We start from the raw sequence: 19331 nt of genomic DNA, 5'->3' as shown, positions 1-19331 counted from the left end.
ATGTGGATCACCAAAGTCAGTATTCAAAATCCTGTTTTTGCGACCATGATGATGGTGGCGCTCGTCGTTCTGGGACTTTTTTCGTATCAAGGTCTGGGTCTGGAGCAGATGCCGGATGTGCAGTCTGTTGGTGTCTCGGTTCAAGTTCAATATCCTGGCGCTTCGCCAGAAATTGTCGAAAACGACATCACCAAACCAGTTGAAAGCGTAGTCAATACCGTCAGCGGTGTTAAGCGAATTTTAGCCAGTTCATTTGAAGGTCGCGCCACTCTTTGGGTAGAATTTCAACTATCGGTCAATCCGGACAAAGTGCTACAAGAAGTGCGGGATAAGATTGCCCAGATTCGACCAAGCTTTCCTAAAGATGTTAAAGACCCATTTATCGTGCGTGGCGGCAGTGATGGTAACGAGAGTCCCGTTGTTGAAATGTCAGTTAGTTCGCCCACCAGAAGCTTACGAGAATTATCGACATTAACAGATCAAGTCATTTCTAAAAAAATACAAAGCGTAGCTGGAGTAGGGCGGGTAGATGTGCGCGGTGCGGTGGTGCGTCAGGTGCAGGTTAAGTTGAGCCCGGACCGGATGGCGGCGAACAATGTCGGCGTGAATGAAGTGTTGACGGCTATCCAGGTAACCAATCAAAACATTCCGGCTGGCTTGATCACGCAAGGGGCTAACGATCAATTAGTCCGGTTAGAAGCTAAGATCACTGATCCACGCGGCTTCAATAAAATTATTGTCGCACGTCGAGCTAATGCCCCAGTGTATCTGGAGCAAGTCGCGGATATTCAAGACGGTGAGCGCGAGGAATTTTCTATCTCACGGGTCAATGGAGTACACGCAATCAGCATCTCGGTCACAAAAATTCAGGATGCCAATATTGTAGAAGTTGGCGACGGGATTATTGATGCGATTGCAGATCTGCGTAGTCGTCTACCAAAAGACGTCATCATTAATGTCAACTACAACAATGCGGATAGCGTCAAACAATCTTTAAGCGGTGTTAAGGAAACCATACTTGAAGGTGCTGCTTTAACGATACTAATCGTATTTTTATTTTTACATTCATGGCGCAGTACGGTCATCACCGGCTTGACTTTGCCTATCTCGGTTATCGCTACTTTTATCGCGTTAAAGGCTTTTGGTTTTACGCTGAATTTTTTGACCTTGATGGCCTTGTCACTTTGTATTGGCTTGTTGATTGATGACGCGATTGTGGTCCGAGAGAATATTGTCCGTCATCTGGGTATGGGCAAAGGACATAAAAAAGCAGCAGAAGACGGCACGAATGAAATCGGTCTTGCCGTGATGGCGACGACTTTTGCCATTGTCGCTGTCTTTGTGCCAGTCGCCTTCATGAAAGGCATGATTGGTCGATATTTCTTTCAATTTGGCATTACTGTGACTGTTGCGGTACTGGTTTCTCTGTTCGTGAGTTTTACACTTGATCCAATGCTGTCGTCTGTTTGGCATGATCCGGCAGAGGGGCGTTTTAAACGTTTGCCCTGGCTAGCACGGATGATGGAAAACATCGAACACGGCATTGATAAGCTACATCATTTATATGGCCGAGTATTACAGCTGGTATTGCACAAACGTAAAACTACTTTAGCGTTAGCTTTCAGTTTATTTATCGGTAGTTTTTTCTTATTACCGTTTATCGGTTCTGAATTCGCACCTGAAACTGACAATAGCCAGATTTCGCTTAATCTCAAAACACCTGTTGGCTCTAGCCTGACCTATACCAATGAAAAAACTATACAGGTCGAGGCAATACTAAAACTGATGCCAGAAATCGTCACCATGACCACCAGCGTTGGTGTCGATGGTGAGCGCAATACGGCACAGATTAATCTCAAGTTGACGGAACCTCGGATTAGTCATCGTAAACCGCAGAAAGAAATTGAATCGATGATACGTCAACGGTTGAAATCTGTGCCGGGAATCGAGCTTGGCGTAGGGTTTAACAAGCCAATTTATGTAGCGATTTTGGGACCGGATGCGGATAAATTGCAGGGTGTGATTGATCAGGTAATGCTGAAGATTGGCGCGATCAAAGGAATTGCTGATTTAGAGAGTAGTTTAACCGGTGCCAATCCTACGGTATTAGTCAAAGTGAATAATGAGCTGGCGAATGATCTGGGTTTATCAGTGCAACAAATTGGATCAGCGCTACGACCTTTTGTTGCTGGTGATACGATAGGTCAATGGCTTGCACCCGATGGGCAAAATTATGAAATTAATGTGCAGTTGCCAAAATCGGGGCGGCAAAAAATTTCTGATCTTGGTGACCTATCGCTTGCCAGCAGTCGGATTGACGCAAATGGTAAGCCGATCATGGTGCCTTTACGTCAGGTAGTCCAATTTATTCCTGGTACTAGTCCGCGTGTCATTAAACGTCAAGATTTGCAGCGCCGTGCCGCTATCTATGCCAATGTAGAAGGCCGTCCTGCTGGCGACGTAGGGACTGAAGTGCAAGAATTGGTTAAAAAAATCGAACTACCACCTGGTTATCGGTTTGACGTGGGTGGACAGACTAAAGAGATGCAAGATTCTTTTAATTCTGCTTTGGCCGCATTGGGAATTGCAGTTATTTTTATTTACCTGATTTTGGCATCACAGTTTGGTAGTTTCTTGCAACCTCTGGCGATTATGACGTCCTTACCATTTTCCTTAATTGGCGTATTGCTTGCGTTGCTCATTACTGGCAGCACGCTGAATATTTTCTCGATTATTGGTTTCATTATGCTGATGGGTTTAGTGACCAAGAATGCGATTTTGTTAGTCGATTTTATTAATCAGTCGCAACGACAAGGGATGTCACAGTACGACGCTATTTTGGCGGCAGGTCAGGTCAGGTTAAGACCAATTCTAATGACTACACTGGCGATGATTTTTGGTATGTTACCGATGGCAATGGGTTTGAGTGATGGTGCTGAGTCGCAAGCACCTATGGGCAGAGCAGTTATAGGGGGGATTATCACCTCCACGTTGCTCACCCTATTAGTTGTACCTATTACTTATACTTATCTGGACAAATGGGGGCGGCGAGCATCTGCTTACTTGGGTAGAGGTAGTAAAGAAACTGTTACAACTTTATCGACTGATCCGGCTTGACCAGGAATTATCGCTTTGCAATAATCATGGCCTTGTTCAATTTCTATACCCAAGTGAACCCGACGGCTATTATTTGGCACGTGCATTTGATTTGGAAACAGAATTAATTTGCTGCACCGCAAAGGTTGTTTAGAGGACGTTAGAGCACGTTGTTTTTTCAAGAGTGTTTACTCTAATATTGTAACTTTCTCTATTCATCTAATATACGTGATGACATACTAGCGACGCGGTGACTAGCACGACCGTTCACTTTGTTATTAAAAAATATTTCCATTAGGAGACAAAATGCGTCAATCCAATTTTGCACTGGCATTGCTCACGGCTGCTGTTCTGGCCGGTTGCGGTGGCAGTAGTAGTGGTGGTGATCAAGCCACCAAAATCAAATTTAGTTCACAAGTATCATTTGGCGACAGTTTAAGTGACGTAGGTACTTATGCGGTTGGTACAGTAGCCGCACTCAAAGGTGGTAAGTACAACGTTAATGATGTTGATTCCACAGGCAAAAATAACGCAAAAAACTGGACAGAACTAATGGCTGCGCAATTAGGTTTGCCAGCACCATGTCCTGCACAAACTGGCTTAAATGGTTTGGCGTCACAAGGCTTTAGCGTTCCAGTTGTTAACCATGCTGGTTGTACGTCTTACGCTCAAGGTGGCGCCCGTGTCACAAATCCAGTTGGTCCAGGTAACAAATTATTAGGTGGCTCCAATGCGATCCTGGGGCAGTTGACTGTGCCTGTCGTTACTCAAATTCAAAATCATTTGGCTCTGAATGGCGGTAAATTCAGTGGTAATGAAATCGTGTTTGTGATGGCTGGCGGTAATGATGTCTTCATTCAATTAGCAACACTCTCTGCAGGTGCGACTGCTGCTGGAACTGCAGCTGTGACTCCTGCTGCTGTGCAAGCACAGATCGCAAAAGATATTGCTAGTGGTAAATGCGTCCCTACTGATGCACAGGCAACTAATTGTCAGGCTGCGGCAGGCGCCACAGTTGGCGCAGCAGGAGCAGCAGCGTATGTCCAAGCGACAGCGCCTGCCATTGTTACCGCTATGGGTACTGCCGGTGCTGAGTTAGCTGGTTACGTTAAGACTTTGATTGTTGGTAATGGTGCGAAATACGTTACTGTCGTTAATTTGCCAGACGTAAGCCAAACTCCGCTGGGCCTTGGTTCTGATGTGGCGACACAAGGTCTGATCAATACAATGGTAACTACCTTCAATGCTCAGTTAAAAGCAGGCTTAGATGGTAATGCTAGTGTTTTGTATGTTGATGCTTACACTGTAAACCGTGACCAAGCTGCTAATCCTGCAATCTATGGTTTAACAAATGTCACGACTCCTGCATGTGATTTGACTCCAGCGAAAAATCCACTGGGTTCTTCACTGGTATGTAACAAGTCAAACACGATTGCTGCAAACGTTGACAACTATGAATATGCGGATAGCGTACATCCGACACCTTACGGTTATCTATTATTAGCGCGCTATGTTTCGAAAGAAATGATTGTTAAAGGTTGGCTGTAAGCGCTGGTGATTGAGCGTCAAGAGTTAATAATTTACTCTTTATTGATACTTTAAAGGCTGACCAGATCAAGAGCAACTCATAGCTAAACTGAGATATCAGACTTGCTATCAGACCCAAATTGTAATGGTCAGCGACGCTAAAAAAATAACCGAGCTATTTAGATGGCGACATGATGTGTCATCAATCAAAAGGATTTGGAGACAATATGAATAAAAGTTTTAAGGGTGCGATTAATTTTGCCGCGGTTATTTTAGTGCTTACAGCTAGTGCCGCAGCCTCTGCTCAAAGCGCAGGTACATGGTCAGTTAAGGGCGGTTTCAATCAGTTAAAGCCAAAAGTAGATAGCGGTGATTTGAGTGCTCCGGCATTGCCTGGTACCAAAGCAGACGTTGGTACTGACACTGAAGCTGTACTTGTTGGTAGCTACATGTTTACAGATAATATTTCTGCAGAAGTAGCTATTGGTGTGCCTTACAAACATGAGCTGAGAGGTGCTGGTGCGATTGCTGGTACAGGTAAAATCGGCACAACAGAAGTGCTGCCACCAACAATTTTTGCCCAATACCGTTTCTTTGAGCCAAAATCATTGCTTCGTCCATATGTAGGACTTGGTTTGACTTACGCGTACTTTCAGAAAGAAACAGGTTCTGGAGAAATGACTGCGCTGACGAATACTGGCAGCCCAAATCCAACGACGTTTAAGTTGGATAATAAATTTGCCGTCACAATGCAATTAGGTACAACCTATGCTTTCAACGACAAATGGTTTGCTGACTTAGCAGTGACTAAAACTTTATTGAAAACGACAGCCCACTTTTCAACTGGTCAAACGCAAAACATCAAACTGGATCCTATCGGAATTAGCTTTGGCGTTGGTTACCACTTCTAATTTACTGGCGACCGGATCACCGTCAATTTCCTGATCTGGTTTGTCCGTATGAATAAAAAAGCTGCCGATACATTACGTATCAGCAGCTTTTTTCTTTATATTCAGAGTTTAAAATTGAGCAAAAGCCAAGTACGATTAGTAAAAATCAACGCGCAGTACTAAATTGAAACCCGATCCCGTCCTTGTTCTTTCGCACGGTACATCGCTGCATCTGCTTTGGAGATCAAGGCAGTAGCATCTTCTCCTTTTTCTAAGCTGGCTAAGCCAAACGATCCGGTAATATGCGGTAACGCTTTATGCGTATCTGCAAACACTTTAGTTTTACGCAGTCTATTACAAAGACGCTCTGCAACCAGTAGTGCAGATTTTTGATTGGTGCCCGGCAAAATCACGATCATCTCTTCACCGCCATATCGCGCAGCAAAGTCAGTAGGGCGTAATCCGGCATTCATTACTTTGGCAGCGCTTTGTAGCGCATCGTCGCCTACTAAGTGACCGTAATCATCGTTAAATCGTTTGAAATGATCAAGGTCCACCATAATGATACTCAGCGGATTGCCGCTTGCGTGTGCGCTTTCCACCATATTTGGCAACTGACTATTTAACCAGGCGCGATTATGTAATCCAGTTAAACCATCAACCATAGAAAGCTGACGATAAAATTCGCCTACTTTTTGCCGATTACGAATTTGTGCATTGGCTGCGCGGATACGGAAAGACAGTAGCTGCAATAAATTTTTTGCGACACCATTCGACTCATCAATCAGTCGCCATAAAGTTTCAGCCTCGATCACCAGTAACTCACTATCGGTTAAGGCGCTGATAGTAGCGGAATGAATTTCTTCGTCTAATACCGATATTTCGCCGACACATTCACCCGGCAGATATTGGGTAATGGCGGTTTCTAATTGATTGCTGTTGGCGTCTTGTCGCGTGATTCCCAGTACCCCTTTAAGCACAACATATAATCGTGCACCAGAACTGTGGGCATCCAAAACGATTTGTCCTGTTCTTGCTTTCACCACGGCGCAGTACTGAATAATATCTTCAATTAACTGATGGTTTTCCGGAGAAATATCGCGGAATAAATGGATGCTCTCTATTGGATAATCGGCATCACCGAATTGCATTAACTGTTCCAAAATGGTTTTTTCCAAGTACATGAATTTCTATCAAAAAACGCTAAAATTATGTTACGGCCATAGCTAAAACAACGTACTAAAAGTAGCTTATTACAAGCTACAATAAAATCCCGTCTAAGGCCTCAAAACGCATTTCAGTCTCGCGGAATATCGCTAGATAATCTGCTTTATTTAAGCCCAAAGTGTTCCATGCCATCTGTGATATTAACGGTACCAGATCGTCCTCTACCTGGCTGATATCTAACGCATGTACGATTGCATTAGCCACATGCACAATCGCCGCAATCGAATTAAGTCCTTCTATTTCTGGATCATGATGACCGCGAATCGCATCTCGGATCGCTTCAGAAAATTGCCAATGTTCCGCTAGTGCCAAACCTGCGGTGACATGATCAATATTCATGACTGCATGCTCTGCTTCCAGCAAATAACAATCTTCTTGTTCTCTATACAGAATCGCTTGCTCATATTGTGCTGGAAAACGCGTCACCAAAACCAGTCTCCCAATATCGTGCAATAAGCCCGCAGTGTAAGCAAAATCGTGCTTCATCGACAGCGTGCGTGAGATCAGTTCAGCGCATTCTGCCGTCGCCACGCTATGTCGCCAAAATGCCTGAAAATCAAAGTTCCTGCAACGTGACGTTGGAAAACTATTTGCGATTGCCGTGAGTTGGATTAAATTTTTTATTTGCCTGATACCCAGCATGCTGACAGCCTGTTGCAATGTCACCACTTTAGAATTGCTGCCAAACATTGACGAGTTTGCTAACCGAAGCGTGCTGGCAGTCAGCGACTGGTCGTGCGACACTTTTTCTGCAATCGTGTCCAGACTAATATCATCGTCATTTAAATTGGACAACATTTCTTGCGCCACTGCGGGCAAGGTCGGCAAAGACTTGATGTGTTTAATCACATCAATTAATAGCAAATGCTGGCTGCTGGGTGAGGGTTGATCAGGGGTCATGGCGTTACATCGCGATAGGCGCGCATATAGTCAAACAAGATGGTCGTTGGCGCATGACCATGCGTGTGTCTGAATAATTGATCAAGACGTTCCAGCTTTGCTTTTTGGACACTCGCATCATCGACCTCGGGCAAGTCGTCTGCTATCACCGACAATTGTTGAACATGATGCTGTGCGATAGAAACTAACATCGACTCCGACAAGGTCACGCCTGCGGGCAGCAAAACATGTCCCTGCTTGTCAAGCAAATCAGCCGCTAACACTCTGCCGGCAGTGATTTTTGATAGAGGTAAATATTGGTGTCGCTTAGTCATAATAGAGATTTGATGATGTCTTTAGTGTAATAAATTTTCACCCGACGCACATGATTTTGTTTCTCCTGATAGCACAAGCTCTAATATACTACGGCAGGTATGTTTGGGTGGAAACATCCGCGTTTACTTTACCGACATTACTTATCTGCCCGCTGTTATATTATTTGCCTCGCACAAATGCGCGCTATCGCAACGACGTTTTTCAAGAATGCCTTATTTCTCTTATGTTCTCAATTAAAAATTTTATACATACACGCCCCCGGTTAAGCCTGACATTCTTTTTAGGCTTGCTAGTCACGTTTCTACTTCCCGGTAATTTTGATTGGATGACCCGCGCACTATTTGGCTGGAACGTCGCGGTATGGGGATATTTGATTTTGATGGGCTGGTTGATGAGCTGCGCGAATCACGACAGTGTCAACAAAATTGCCCAGCAAGAGCATGAAGGTGCGGTTGCTATTTTGGTGATTTTGTCGGTCGCGGCAACTGCCAGTCTGGTTGCCATTATTTTTGAGTTGTCGAACATGAAGGGACTATCTGCCGACGTCCGTTTTCTCAAATATATACTCACTGCGATGACGGTATTTGGCTCTTGGTGTTTAGTGGCGATGATTTTTACGTTTCACTATGCGCTAGTGTTTTATCGCTCACCCAAAGGGCATCCCGCTTTACGTTTTCCCGATGATGAAAAAAATCCTGACTACTGGGACTTTTTATATTTTTCATTCACCATCGCGATGGCAGTACAAACATCCGATGTCAGCGTGATGACACGCCAGATGCGTAAGACGGTATTAGGACAATCCGTCTTAAGTTTTTTATTTAATGTCGCGATTGTCGGTTTCTCAATCAACATCGCAGCCAGTCTGGTCGGTAATTGACTCTATTCCTGGCTGCGATGCTGGCACTGACTGATGCGCTGATGTGAATTTCTGAAGCCCTCAATGACTACCTTTCAGCAAGGCTCTGGTTAGTGACAAATTACCGGTTGTGGTAATGCTCGTCGCCACGCTGGTAATCATCATGTCGATCACGATAATTGTCGTGGTCATCATGCTCATGGCGTTCATAGCGGTGATCGTCACGGTAGCCATCCCAACGACCGTAGCGGTTGTCATAGTAAGTGCGTTGGTAATGTGCCGTGCGCCATGGTTGACCGTAAGTTTGCTCCACATAAGCATGTTGCATATAAGGACGATCAGAGCCCAACACTACAGGCACGCCACCGAGGCGCAGATCAACATTTAAATAGCCAGGTAAGCGAGCACCTGCTTGCCAATTCCCGCCATTCGCCCAAAACCAGTTGCCATTGTTGGGTGAGTAATACACGCGTTGGGCTGGGTAATACACATAGTTATAGTTACGAACTACTTCGTGTCTGTATTGTGGCTGATGCCATCCACCGCGATTCCAATCACGATCTTGTGCAGAGGCTGTGCCGCTGATACCTGCGCCAACAACAAGAACACCCAATGCAAGTGATTTTGCCAGCATGTTGAAAGAAGTAATAGTACGCATGATGAACACCTTTTCTTTAATTTGACTACACCTCTACAACGAACTGAGCAACAAGAAAGCTGACAAAGATGTGCATTTTTCTCAAAAAAGATGCAACAAAATGTATCTGACTATAAGCTGTTGGCGGTGATAATCGATACGCTTCACTGTCTTTATAAAATGTGGAAACCGATTTGTAGTCATCAAATCAGTGATCAATTTAGATAGCAATGCGGGTAGAAAAATTCAGGCGATGCCGTTGTGTTTCATGATACAAAGTGCTTGCGTGGATAGATCCAAATCTGGGGGGATCTAGCACTTGAATGTGGCAATAAAGTTTTTCGGATGAAATTATTTTTTAGTTTCATGATTTTAGTTTTCTGATTACGTATCAACATTACGTATCAACATCACGTCCCAACATTACGACTCAAAAAATGGCACTCAACTACATCTGGACCGGATTCTTTTTCATCAGCTTTATCGCCGCGCTAGGACAATGGTTGTTATTGGGTGATGCCGAAGTATTTAAGCGCATCATCGACGGCACGTTTGAATCTGCCCGCATCGGCGTGATGGAAATTGCTTTGCCATTGGCAGGCATCATGACGCTCTGGTTGGGTATTATGAACATCGGCGAGAAAGCTGGTGCGATCAACTTTATTGCCAAGATCATCGCACCATTTTTTCAGCGTATTTTCCCAGGCGTGCCCAAAGATCACCCGGCCAACGGTCATATGGTGATGAACTTTTCCGCCAATTTATTGGGACTAGATAACGCAGCCACACCCTTCGGCTTAAAAGCTATGGAGAGTTTGCAAAGCTTAAATCCGAATAAGGATGAGGCCAGCGATGCGCAAATCATGTTTTTAGTCTTACACACCTCTGGCCTGACGCTGATACCACTGGCGATCATGGCGCAACGTGCCGTCTTGGGTGCGCATGACCCTTCGGATATTTTTATCCCCTGTATGATCGCCACTTATGTCGCCACCATCGTAGGATTGGTTGCAGTCGCCATCAGGCAGCGCATCAATTTATTGAATCGTGTGGTATTGGGCTGGCTCGGCGGGATCAGTGCCTTTATTATTTTGTTGGTCTGGTACCTTAGCCAATGCATGAGCCGATCTGAGATTGAAGTTTTTTCTAAACTCAGCAGCAATCTTCTGCTATTCGGTATCATCGTCAGTTTTATGCTGGCAGCTATGCGCAAGCAAGTGAACGTGTATGAAGCCTTTATCGAAGGTGCCAAAGGCGGCATACAAACCTCGATCACCATCATCCCTTATTTAGTCGGTATGCTGGTTGCGATTGGCATCTTGCGTAACGCTGGCGTACTCGGATTTGTTGTCGCCGGATTCAATTGGGTCTTCTCGCACCTCGGTATCAACACCGACTTTACGCCCGCCTTACCAACCGCATTGATGAAGCCGCTCAGCAGCAGCGGATCACGCGCTCTGATGGTTGATGCGATGAAAACCTATGGCGTCGATTCCTTCGTCGGTCGCCTTGCCTGCGTGTTCCAAGGTTCTGCCGATACTACGTTTTATATTGTCGCTCTCTATTTCGGATCGGTCGGCATACGTAAAACCCGCTATGCGATTTCATTCGGTTTGCTCGCCGACTTTGCTGGCATTGTTGCAGCGATTTTTGTGGCATATCTATTTTTTCACTAGATCAATTTTTAATACACTGAATAGAATGTTTTATGAGTAAATCAATCAGGAGTTGCAGAGCGTAAATGTCTATACTCCTAGTATGTATTTTAAGTTGTCCATAGATTATCTGAACAATAGAGCATATTTATGAAAAATAAGGGGGAGTATATGGTTTTTATTGCCTCGTAAGCAAAAAAAGGAAACCAGCATGTCAGATGCAAACAATACCTCATTAGAGCAAGAATGGATCGTCCTGCAAAACAATATCGAAGCCTTAGAACGTAGCTGTCTGTTGATCAAACTTTGTGCCGTCGCCTTGTTTATCGCCACTGCCGTTTTTAACTTTAGCGTAGTGATGATCGTCGGATTATTATTGTTGATGTGCCTGCAGGAAGCTATCGTCAGGACCTCGCAAGCGCGTCTGAGTAATCGTATTCTGCGGATAGAAGCGATGATCAAGCAGCCGCCTCAAGAAGATTTTTCCGCCTTCCAATTACATATCGAATGGTTGAAAGAACGTAAAGGCGTAGTTGGCTTATTGATGGAATACGCAAGTCAGGCACTACGCCCGACGGTTGCGTTTCCTTATGTGTTGCTGGTGGTATTTAGCTTTGCTTTGAATTGGGGGCAGTCGCCATATTGATGTCATTGCTTTAGCTACAATCCCAATTCATTAATTTGTTTGAATCTAATCCATTACTGCGAGCCCGTCACTGCGGTACCAACGCCGTTCTAAACACCGGATACAAATTAAACCGTTCGTCCCAGGAAGAATGTCTGCGCGCAAAAAAATCTAATCTGGCGACCGGATTTTTTGCAAAGCTGGCATCACTGGCGAGACGTTGTTCAAATTCTTTTCGTAATGTCGGGTCTGCGGCTAATTGCTCACGGGCGACTTCTTCGGCGACGTAGGCTTCCATATATTCTTTGCGTTCGAAGGCATTATTAAACCAGCCCCAGTTGACTAGCGCATCGGGTGCGCTGGGCTCGAATAGCTCGATAACTAGCCTTGATTTGGCTTGGGCGATGGGTACAAACAGACTACCTGGCGCCAGCGTGCGTTGTTCGGTTTTCCATCCACCTTTTAGCGTGAGCATTTGGTGGCCTTCAAATGATTCGGCAGTGAAACTGACTTTATCTGCACGCAGGCTCTCTATCCTTGCACCTTCTAGTCCAGATTTCAGTACCCGGAATTGGATGCCATGCTGTGTCAGTTTTTGTGCAATGGCATCTGCATACGCGGCGCTGACCAGGTAGCCTGCCTGCGGTGCGGTGACGATGTTTTTGGGTACTATCTCATTACGTAAGGTCACATTCCAGACTTGTGGTTTGGTCTCGTCATAGCGTGTCATCAGTGCGCCAGAGATAGTCGATGGTGTTCGCTCGTAAGCATAGCCGCGAAAGGCGACAGGGATGGTTTTATCAGTAGTGGCATAACTGACGACCACTTGTTTGCCCGCCAAGGTGGCGGCTCTGGCATCGGCGGCGATAGCTAAACTGCGCCATTGAGCGCCATGCAACGCGATCTGATTGAGTACAGAAATGATGGTGTTATGCGTGATGCGGACACGGGTTGGATAGTCTTTCCAGGAATGCGTTTCTACCAGCATCCCATAGCGATTACGCAGTACAAAATAGCCATGCGAAAACCGGGCTGTCGGCACATTATCCGCAAAGCCGGACATAGGATCATCCTCTTTTTCAAACGACATATAAAAGGGTAATGGCAGAGAACCTTGCTTTGCCAGATCGGTAATCACCGCATCGCGTAATTGTTTGCCAGATGCGCGTAAGTTGGCGTCGCCAGAATTGACCGGCTCTACTTGTATCGAAATATCATGTTCAAATTTAGCGCCGTCGGTCACATGCAAATCAACCGTGGCAAGCGGGTCCCACTCATTGATCAGCTTGAGCATGGACTGCATTTCGGGAGAATCGGCTTTGACGTAATCCCGATTTAAATTGAAGTTTTGTGCGGTCGTGCGCCAGCCCATTTCTTCTGGCCCTTGCTGATTTGGCCGGTTCCATCGACCAAAGCGTTCATGACCATCGATATTAAACACAGGAACAAAAATTAGTACCTGCTTATCCAATGCGCCTTTGGCAGCAGTGTTTTCTAAAGTCTCGCGCAGCGCTAAAAAACCGGCATCTTTTCCATCAATTTCACCCGCATGTATTCCACCCTGTATCAGTACGACAGGTATATTACGCTGCTGTGCTTCTGTTGCCGTCAATGCCCCTGTGCGTGAGGCGATTAGTGCCAGCATGGGCCGGCCTTCTGGTGTACGGCCAAACTCAATGCAGCGCACGGCAGTTGGATAGGCTTTCTGGAATTCTGCGCAAAGCGCGATGACTTCATCATAACGTCCTGTTTTGACGAAGCCAGAACGTTCAGAGAGTGTAGTCAGATTATTCTTAAGCGGCGTCGCGCTATTGGCTGTGTTGCTTGTAACAGATAACGTAGCCACGGACAGCAGGCAAAACAAGAGGCGTGAAGACATCAACATCAGATCACTTTCTGGGAGTTATTTTTTAGGTGCAGAGGATGTGTTAGTGCATGTGTTGATGCATTGAAGATTTTTATCGTCGCATGCCCGATAACGCTCTAATTTGCGATTCATAAAATCCTTATTCGCGACTTCTTTATTGCGGATCGTATCGGCTAAGCGATCATGGTTTGAGTCATTTGGATTTCTGCTACCTGATGATGCGCTGATCATTGGGTCAGTATCAAATTTTGTTTGTGTGTCTGCGTTGGCGCGGCATTCTTTTTTCTCAGATGCGCAAATGGATTTACAGAGATCCGAGTCACCTGCATACACAGCCGATGCTGCTATGGAAGCGCTGAAGGAGATGAGAGAAATTAGAGCGAAGCGGAGGGAGATTTTTTTCACGTGTGTTCCTCTGATTTAAAATATTTGGCGTTGTTGCTTTTTGCGGATCAGTTGCTAAGCTTGTTCGGTAGGTAGCGTAAATTGGGCGATGTAAATAAGTTTTTAGTCGTAGGGTGCGCCATGCGCATCGCTGTGCAATTTGATCTTGCTCTACAAAGCTATTGGTGCGCGTGGCGCACCCTACAGATAACCGTTGTTTTTATACCGTAGCAACAGCGATCTTTTTCTGCCACCAACGCGCCTTATCTAATAACTGATCCATCTGCAAATCGCAGAATACTCTGTCGCTCATCAGACACTTGCCATTGACCCAGACGTGGCTGATTTGTTCTCGCCCAGCTGCGTAGACTATTTGCGATATCGGATCGAACAGAGGTTGCGTTTCTATTGCGGACAAATCAATGGCGATCAGGTCAGCTTGTTTGCCTGCGACCAAGCTACCGATTTGCTGATCCATGCCCAATGCTTTGGCACCAGACAATGTTGCCATTTCCAGTGCGATACTGGCATTGAGTGCGGTTGGGTTGCCGGATTGTGCTTTGGACAGCAGCGCTGCCATACGCAGATCACCCAGCAAATCGAGCTTGTTATTACTGGCTGCGCCATCGGTACCAATACCGACCTGAATACCCGCTGTTTGCATATCATGCACACGGGCAAAGCCAGACGCGAGTTTCAGATTGCTGGCAGGATTATGCGCGACATGCACACCTTGCCTTGCCAGTAGCGCGATTTCGGCATCGTTGGCATGCACCACATGCGCAGCGATCAGGGCAGGGCTGAGGAGTCCGAGTTGATGCAAGCGCTCTAGCGGACGCATGCCGTATTGTTTGAGGCTGGTATCGACCTCGTCCTGAGTTTCATGAATATGGCAATGGATATCGATACCTAGTTTTTCAGACAGCGCAATGATTTTGCTAAAAGTCTCATCGGCTACGGTGTACGGTGCATGCGGCGCAAGGCGGAAGCTAATACCGGCTTGCCCGACAAATGATTGACGAGCTGCCAGCGCTTTGCTGATGTATTCATCGGCATCATTCGCATACACGGTTGGGAATTCTAAAATACTGCAACCAACGATGGTGCGCATGCCGGTGTGCACACCAGCGCGCGCTACCGCCTCGTGGCAGAAGTACATATCGTTGACCGTCGTTGTGCCACCACGGATCATTTCCGCCATCGCATGCACGCTACCATCAAACACAAACTCATCCGAGACATGCTTCTTCTCTGCTGGCCAGATGTGATGGTTGAGCCAATCCATCAAAGATAAATCATCTGCCAGACCGCGCAGTAAACTCATCGCAGAGTGGGCATGCAGATTGATCAAGCCGGGCAGCAAAGCGTGCTCAGGCATCTCCAGATGTTGCGCGCTGGCATATTGCTGGCGCGCCTGATCGGCGGGCAACACCGCAAGAATTTTGTCGTCCTGCATCACTAATGCATGATGAGTCAACACGGTGGTACGCGGCTCAACCGGGATCAGATATTGTGGATAAATGCAGGTGATTTTTGTCATGGGATTAGTGTATTCGGTTGTGTAAGTACCGTAGATTATAGCGGGATGACGCTGGATGAAGCAGGTTTAATGAAGTGCTTATGAAGACTTATTGTATCGCCCTTGTTCACAGATGGATTGAGACCAAGATTTTCTATTGATCCGCGAATACTGATTAGCCGCACAGATGACAAGTGTGGTTTAAAAGATGGATGCAATCATGTGCTTTACTTTGATTATTTCGACGCTAGTTAATGTTAATACCAGCATGAAAAATTCTTTTGTGTGACTGCGCCATTAATCGTATTGTGCTGTGCAATGAGCTCGATAGTCAGCATCTAAAAAATATACTCTAGGTAAGTAATTTAAAGTGTCCATATAATCATTGGACGATAAGACCTATTTTAAAAAATAAGGGGGGAGTATATGAATTTTGTCACGGATAAGTGAAAAAATAACCATCGCTAATAGCTAGTTTAGCGATGGTAATCTGTTTTGTATCGGTGAAGCTAGATGCGATACGAAGTCACTCTAAACCGAATTTTTACCAAAACTAAAATAAGAAATATCGCTGCGCCATTGGCAAAATTTTTGCCGGTTCGCAGACCAACAATTCTCCATTGGCACGGACTTCATAAGTTTCTGAATCGACTTCCATTTTGGGCGTTAATCCGTTGTGGATCATGTCTTTTTTGCGGATGTTGCGGGTATTTTTAACCGGGATTAAGGTCTTGTTGAGTTTGAGTTGTTCGCCTAGGCCAGCATCAAATGCCGCTTGCGATACAAAGGTGAAGGATTTTTTTAAGCCGCCTCCAAACGCACCAAACATCATGCGGTAATGCACCGGTTGTGGTGTTGGGATAGAGGCGTTGGGGTCGCCCATCTGAGCAGCAGCGATCATACCGCCTTTGATGATCAACGATGGTTTGACGCCAAAGAAGGCGGGCTTCCAGAGTACGATATCGGCGATTTTTCCGACTTCCAGCGAACCGACTACATGCGCAATCCCGTGGGTGATGGCTGGATTGATCGTATATTTAGCGATATAGCGCTTGGCGCGGAAGTTGTCATTGCGCTCGTTATCTTCTGGTAGAGAACCACGTTGCTGCTTCATCTTGTCGGCGGTTTGCCAGGTACGCATAATGACTTCGCCCACGCGTCCCATGGCTTGCGAATCGGATGACATCATGGAGATCGCGCCGATGTCATGCAGGATATCTTCAGCAGCGATGGTCTCGCGCCGGATGCGAGATTCGGCGAAGGCGATATCTTCTGCAATTGCAGGGTCGAGATGATGGCAGACCATCAGCATGTCTAAATGTTCGTCCAGCGTGTTGACCGTGTAAGGACGCGTCGGATTGGTGGAGGAGGGGAGCACGTTACTTTCACCCACTGCTGCAATGATGTCGGGCGCGTGACCACCGCCTGCACCCTCTGTATGGAAGGTGTGAATAGTCCGGTCTTTAAACGCCGCCAGCGTGTGTTCTAAAAAACCGCCTTCGTTTAAGGTGTCGCTATGGATCGCTACTTGCACATCCATGCGGTCTGCCACACTTAGGCAGTTGTCAATCGCTGCCGGCGTCGTACCCCAGTCTTCATGTAGCTTCAGACCGATTGCGCCCGCCAGGATTTGTTCTTCCAGAGGCAAGGGCAGGCTGACATTACCCTTACCCAAAAAGCCGAGGTTCATCGGGAAGGCATCTGCCGCCATCAGCATCGAATGTAAATGCCACGGTCCCGGCGTACAGGTTGTAGCTGCGGTGCCGACTGCTGGGCCAGTACCGCCGCCCAGCATCGTGGTCACGCCGCTCATCAATGCTTCTTCAATTTGTTGCGGACAAATGAAATGGATATGTGAATCGATTCCGCCTGCGGTGACGATCATACCTTCGCCCGCAATGATTTCAGTCGCACCACCGATGGCCATATCAACACCCGACTGGATATCTGGATTGCCTGCTTTACCGATCTTGGCGATCAGGCCGTTTTTTAAACCAATGTCCGCTTTGACGATACCCCAGTGATCCAGAATCACTGCGTTGGTGATGACGGTGTCCATTACCTCGGCATGTGGACGCTGCGATTGCCCCATGCCGTCGCGGATCACTTTGCCGCCGCCGAATTTGACTTCCTCACCATAGATCGCGAAGTCTTTTTCGATTTCAATAAACAGGCCAGTATCCGCCAGGCGTATACGGTCACCCGTGGTGGGGCCAAACATTTCTGCATAGGCTTGTCTGGAAATTTTCATAATGCCCCCATCACTTTACCGTTGAAGCCATACACTTTGCGGTCCCCCGCCAGCGCGACTAGTTCAATCGTACGTTGCTGGCCTGGTTCAAACCGGACGGCGGTACCTGCAGCAATATTGAGCCGCATGCCATAAGCTGTCTGACGCTCAAATTGCAATGCCGGATTAGTTTCAAAAAAATGAAAATGGGAGCCGACCTGTATAGGTCTGTCACCACTATTGGAGACCACCAGCGTGGTGGTCGCACGACCGACATTGAGTTCGATATCGCCGGGTTCTATCAGCATTTCGCCTGGGGTCATGATGGGGTCCTATGGAATGGGGTGATGCACGGTGACCAGTTTGGTACCGTCAGGGAAGGTCGCTTCTACCTGAATATCGGGGATCATTTCGGGGATGCCATCCATGACGTCGGCACGGGTCAGGATTTGGGTGCCATAAGACATCAGTTGCGCCACAGTTTTGCCATCGCGCGCACCTTCCATGATGGCGGCAGTGATCAGGGCAACAGCCTCTGGATAATTAAGTTTGAGGCCGCGTGCCTGACGGCGTTCTGCTAACAAGGCAGCGGTAAAGATGAGCAACTTATCTTTTTCGCGGGGAGTGAGATCCATGTATTTTCCTTTCGGGTGTTGCTTGAGTAGTTCGTCTTAATTTTAGGGCGAATTTTTACTGGTTTCTCATGTGTTCCAGATGCGCGGTATGACGGCGTTTTCTTGCATGAGAGTAGGGCGTAAATGTTGCCAGACCATGGTCATCCATTGTTTGGCTGTTTCACTCGAATTGCCAAGGTAGCGTGCCACCAATAAGGATTTTAATTGCGATACGCCGCATTGTGCACCTGCCTCGGCTTGCTGCAACCAATTGTGGGTTTGATCCCGCAGCGCTTGCAAGCCTGCCGCATTGAGCGGTGCCGGGCTGGCAATCACCGTGGCGCAAACGGTATTGCCTGCCAAGCCCATGCGGCTGGACATCGCTGCGCTACCGCCTCGTATGCTGCCTTGCTCATGCCAGATCAGTTTGCCTGCGCGTTCTATTCGGGTATGTTGTTTTATTTTTCCGCTACGATAGCTCTCGCCTGATGCGGTGCGCCCAAAGCACAGGATGTCGCTACCGATGTAGCAGGCGTCTTGTGCCAGTTGAATTGTCTGATGTAAGTCGACTTGCGCATCATCAAAAAATATCGTCTCTTGCGGCAACCATTCCAGCTTGGCACCGGCTTCTGCCAGCAGATGAATATGCTGCTGCGATGTATACCCGTTGCTGCGATACCATTTGGCCGCGCCCGGGGTGGTGATGAGAGCGTGGCTTGCTACTCCAAGTGCCGCTTTAATGCTGAGCTGATCGCCACCGACTACCCCACCGGGTGGATGGATGATGATGGCGTGGCAAATTTTTTGGCCTTCTGGGTACAGGGGTTTTTGTACTCGCAGCGGGCCGGTATGATTACGTTCGGTCAGTCGGGTAACGCCCTGATCATCGCTAAAGCCAAGTTGCAGTTTGGCTTGCCAGTGCTGCTTTTTAGCTGCGGCATGATCGTGAATAATGGAGGGGGATAAATCAGTAAGTATCATGCCTT

General features: G+C 46.8%; 17 protein-coding genes. 6 read left to right on the top strand and 11 right to left on the bottom strand.

What is annotated here, in order from left to right:
• The 3 genes from AAKU64_RS10990 (at window position 1) to AAKU64_RS10980 (ending at window position 5534) form a co-directional block, all read left to right on the top strand.
• Complete coding sequence (locus tag AAKU64_RS10990) at window positions 1-3117, top strand: efflux RND transporter permease subunit (RefSeq protein ID WP_354362145.1); 3117 nt, start codon at window positions 1-3, stop codon at window positions 3115-3117.
• Between the two features lie 285 nt (window positions 3118-3402).
• Window positions 3403-4644, top strand: a complete 1242-nt coding sequence (locus tag AAKU64_RS10985) for an SGNH/GDSL hydrolase family protein (RefSeq protein ID WP_354331213.1) — start codon at window positions 3403-3405, stop codon at window positions 4642-4644.
• 206 nt (window positions 4645-4850) lie between these two features.
• On the top strand, window positions 4851-5534 hold the full coding sequence (locus tag AAKU64_RS10980; protein WP_354331215.1) for an OmpW/AlkL family protein: 684 nt from the start codon (window positions 4851-4853) through the stop codon (window positions 5532-5534).
• 158 nt (window positions 5535-5692) lie between these two features.
• On the opposite strand, the gene AAKU64_RS10975 is transcribed toward AAKU64_RS10980, so the two are convergent.
• From AAKU64_RS10975 to AAKU64_RS10965, 3 genes are all read right to left on the bottom strand, one after another.
• A complete protein-coding gene (locus tag AAKU64_RS10975; protein WP_354331217.1) occupies window positions 5693-6697 on the bottom strand; it encodes a diguanylate cyclase in 1005 nt (334 codons plus the stop codon).
• Window positions 6698-6773: 76 nt separating this feature from the next.
• The gene (locus AAKU64_RS10970; RefSeq protein ID WP_354331219.1) at window positions 6774-7640 is read right to left on the bottom strand and encodes an HDOD domain-containing protein; all 867 of its coding nucleotides are present in this window, start codon (window positions 7638-7640) and stop codon (window positions 6774-6776) included.
• Window positions 7637-7954: a hypothetical protein gene (locus AAKU64_RS10965; protein ID WP_322119878.1), complete on the bottom strand. Its 318-nt coding sequence runs from the start codon at window positions 7952-7954 to the stop codon at window positions 7637-7639. Before AAKU64_RS10965 ends, AAKU64_RS10970 begins: the two co-directional genes overlap by 4 nt.
• A gap of 224 nt (window positions 7955-8178) precedes the next feature.
• On the opposite strand from AAKU64_RS10965, the gene AAKU64_RS10960 reads away from it, so the two are divergent.
• Window positions 8179-8835 carry a DUF1345 domain-containing protein gene (locus AAKU64_RS10960; protein ID WP_354362144.1) on the top strand — a complete coding sequence of 219 codons (657 nt, stop codon included), beginning with the start codon at window positions 8179-8181 and terminating at the stop codon, window positions 8833-8835.
• A gap of 100 nt (window positions 8836-8935) precedes the next feature.
• On the opposite strand, the gene AAKU64_RS10955 is transcribed toward AAKU64_RS10960, so the two are convergent.
• Window positions 8936-9472, bottom strand: coding sequence for a hypothetical protein (locus AAKU64_RS10955; protein ID WP_354362143.1), 537 nt, complete (start codon window positions 9470-9472; stop codon window positions 8936-8938).
• A gap of 416 nt (window positions 9473-9888) precedes the next feature.
• Here AAKU64_RS10955 and AAKU64_RS10950 point away from each other — a divergent pair, with 416 nt between their 5' ends.
• Together AAKU64_RS10950 and AAKU64_RS10945 are read left to right on the top strand one after the other, a co-directional pair.
• Window positions 9889-11127, top strand: coding sequence for a spore maturation protein (locus tag AAKU64_RS10950; protein WP_354331225.1), 1239 nt, complete (start codon window positions 9889-9891; stop codon window positions 11125-11127).
• Window positions 11128-11317: 190 nt separating this feature from the next.
• Window positions 11318-11752 carry a hypothetical protein gene (locus AAKU64_RS10945; protein WP_354331227.1) on the top strand — a complete coding sequence of 145 codons (435 nt, stop codon included), beginning with the start codon at window positions 11318-11320 and terminating at the stop codon, window positions 11750-11752.
• Between the two features lie 67 nt (window positions 11753-11819).
• Here the strand turns inward: AAKU64_RS10945 and AAKU64_RS10940 are convergent, their stop codons facing one another.
• The 7 genes from AAKU64_RS10940 to AAKU64_RS10910 all read right to left on the bottom strand — a co-directional run bounded on the left by AAKU64_RS10940 (window position 11820) and on the right by AAKU64_RS10910 (window position 19326).
• Window positions 11820-13616 (bottom strand): M14 family metallopeptidase, encoded by a 1797-nt coding sequence (locus tag AAKU64_RS10940; protein ID WP_354362142.1) that lies wholly within the window; start codon window positions 13614-13616, stop codon window positions 11820-11822.
• 18 nt (window positions 13617-13634) lie between these two features.
• Entirely contained in the window at window positions 13635-14003 is a 369-nt protein-coding gene (locus AAKU64_RS10935; protein ID WP_354331230.1) for a hypothetical protein, read from the bottom strand.
• A 199-nt stretch (window positions 14004-14202) separates the two neighbouring features.
• Window positions 14203-15522 (bottom strand): TRZ/ATZ family hydrolase, encoded by a 1320-nt coding sequence (locus AAKU64_RS10930; protein WP_354362141.1) that lies wholly within the window; start codon window positions 15520-15522, stop codon window positions 14203-14205.
• 532 nt (window positions 15523-16054) lie between these two features.
• Entirely contained in the window at window positions 16055-17755 is a 1701-nt protein-coding gene (gene ureC / locus AAKU64_RS10925; RefSeq protein ID WP_354331296.1) for an urease subunit alpha, read from the bottom strand.
• Window positions 17749-18054, bottom strand: a complete 306-nt coding sequence (locus AAKU64_RS10920) for an urease subunit beta (RefSeq protein WP_354331234.1) — start codon at window positions 18052-18054, stop codon at window positions 17749-17751. Before AAKU64_RS10920 ends, ureC begins: the two co-directional genes overlap by 7 nt.
• Window positions 18055-18063: 9 nt before the next feature.
• A complete protein-coding gene (locus AAKU64_RS10915) occupies window positions 18064-18366 on the bottom strand; it encodes an urease subunit gamma (RefSeq protein WP_322121483.1) in 303 nt (100 codons plus the stop codon).
• Window positions 18367-18432: 66 nt separating this feature from the next.
• The gene (locus tag AAKU64_RS10910) at window positions 18433-19326 is read right to left on the bottom strand and encodes an urease accessory protein UreD (protein ID WP_354331237.1); all 894 of its coding nucleotides are present in this window, start codon (window positions 19324-19326) and stop codon (window positions 18433-18435) included.
• Between the last annotated feature and the right edge of the window lie 5 nt (window positions 19327-19331).

The organism is Undibacterium sp. GrIS 1.8 (assembly GCF_040544445.1).
Taxonomy (GTDB): domain Bacteria; phylum Pseudomonadota; class Gammaproteobacteria; order Burkholderiales; family Burkholderiaceae_D; genus Undibacterium.
The sequence above is the reverse complement of the archived record's forward strand: the minus strand, read 5'-3'. Positions and strand labels throughout refer to the sequence as shown.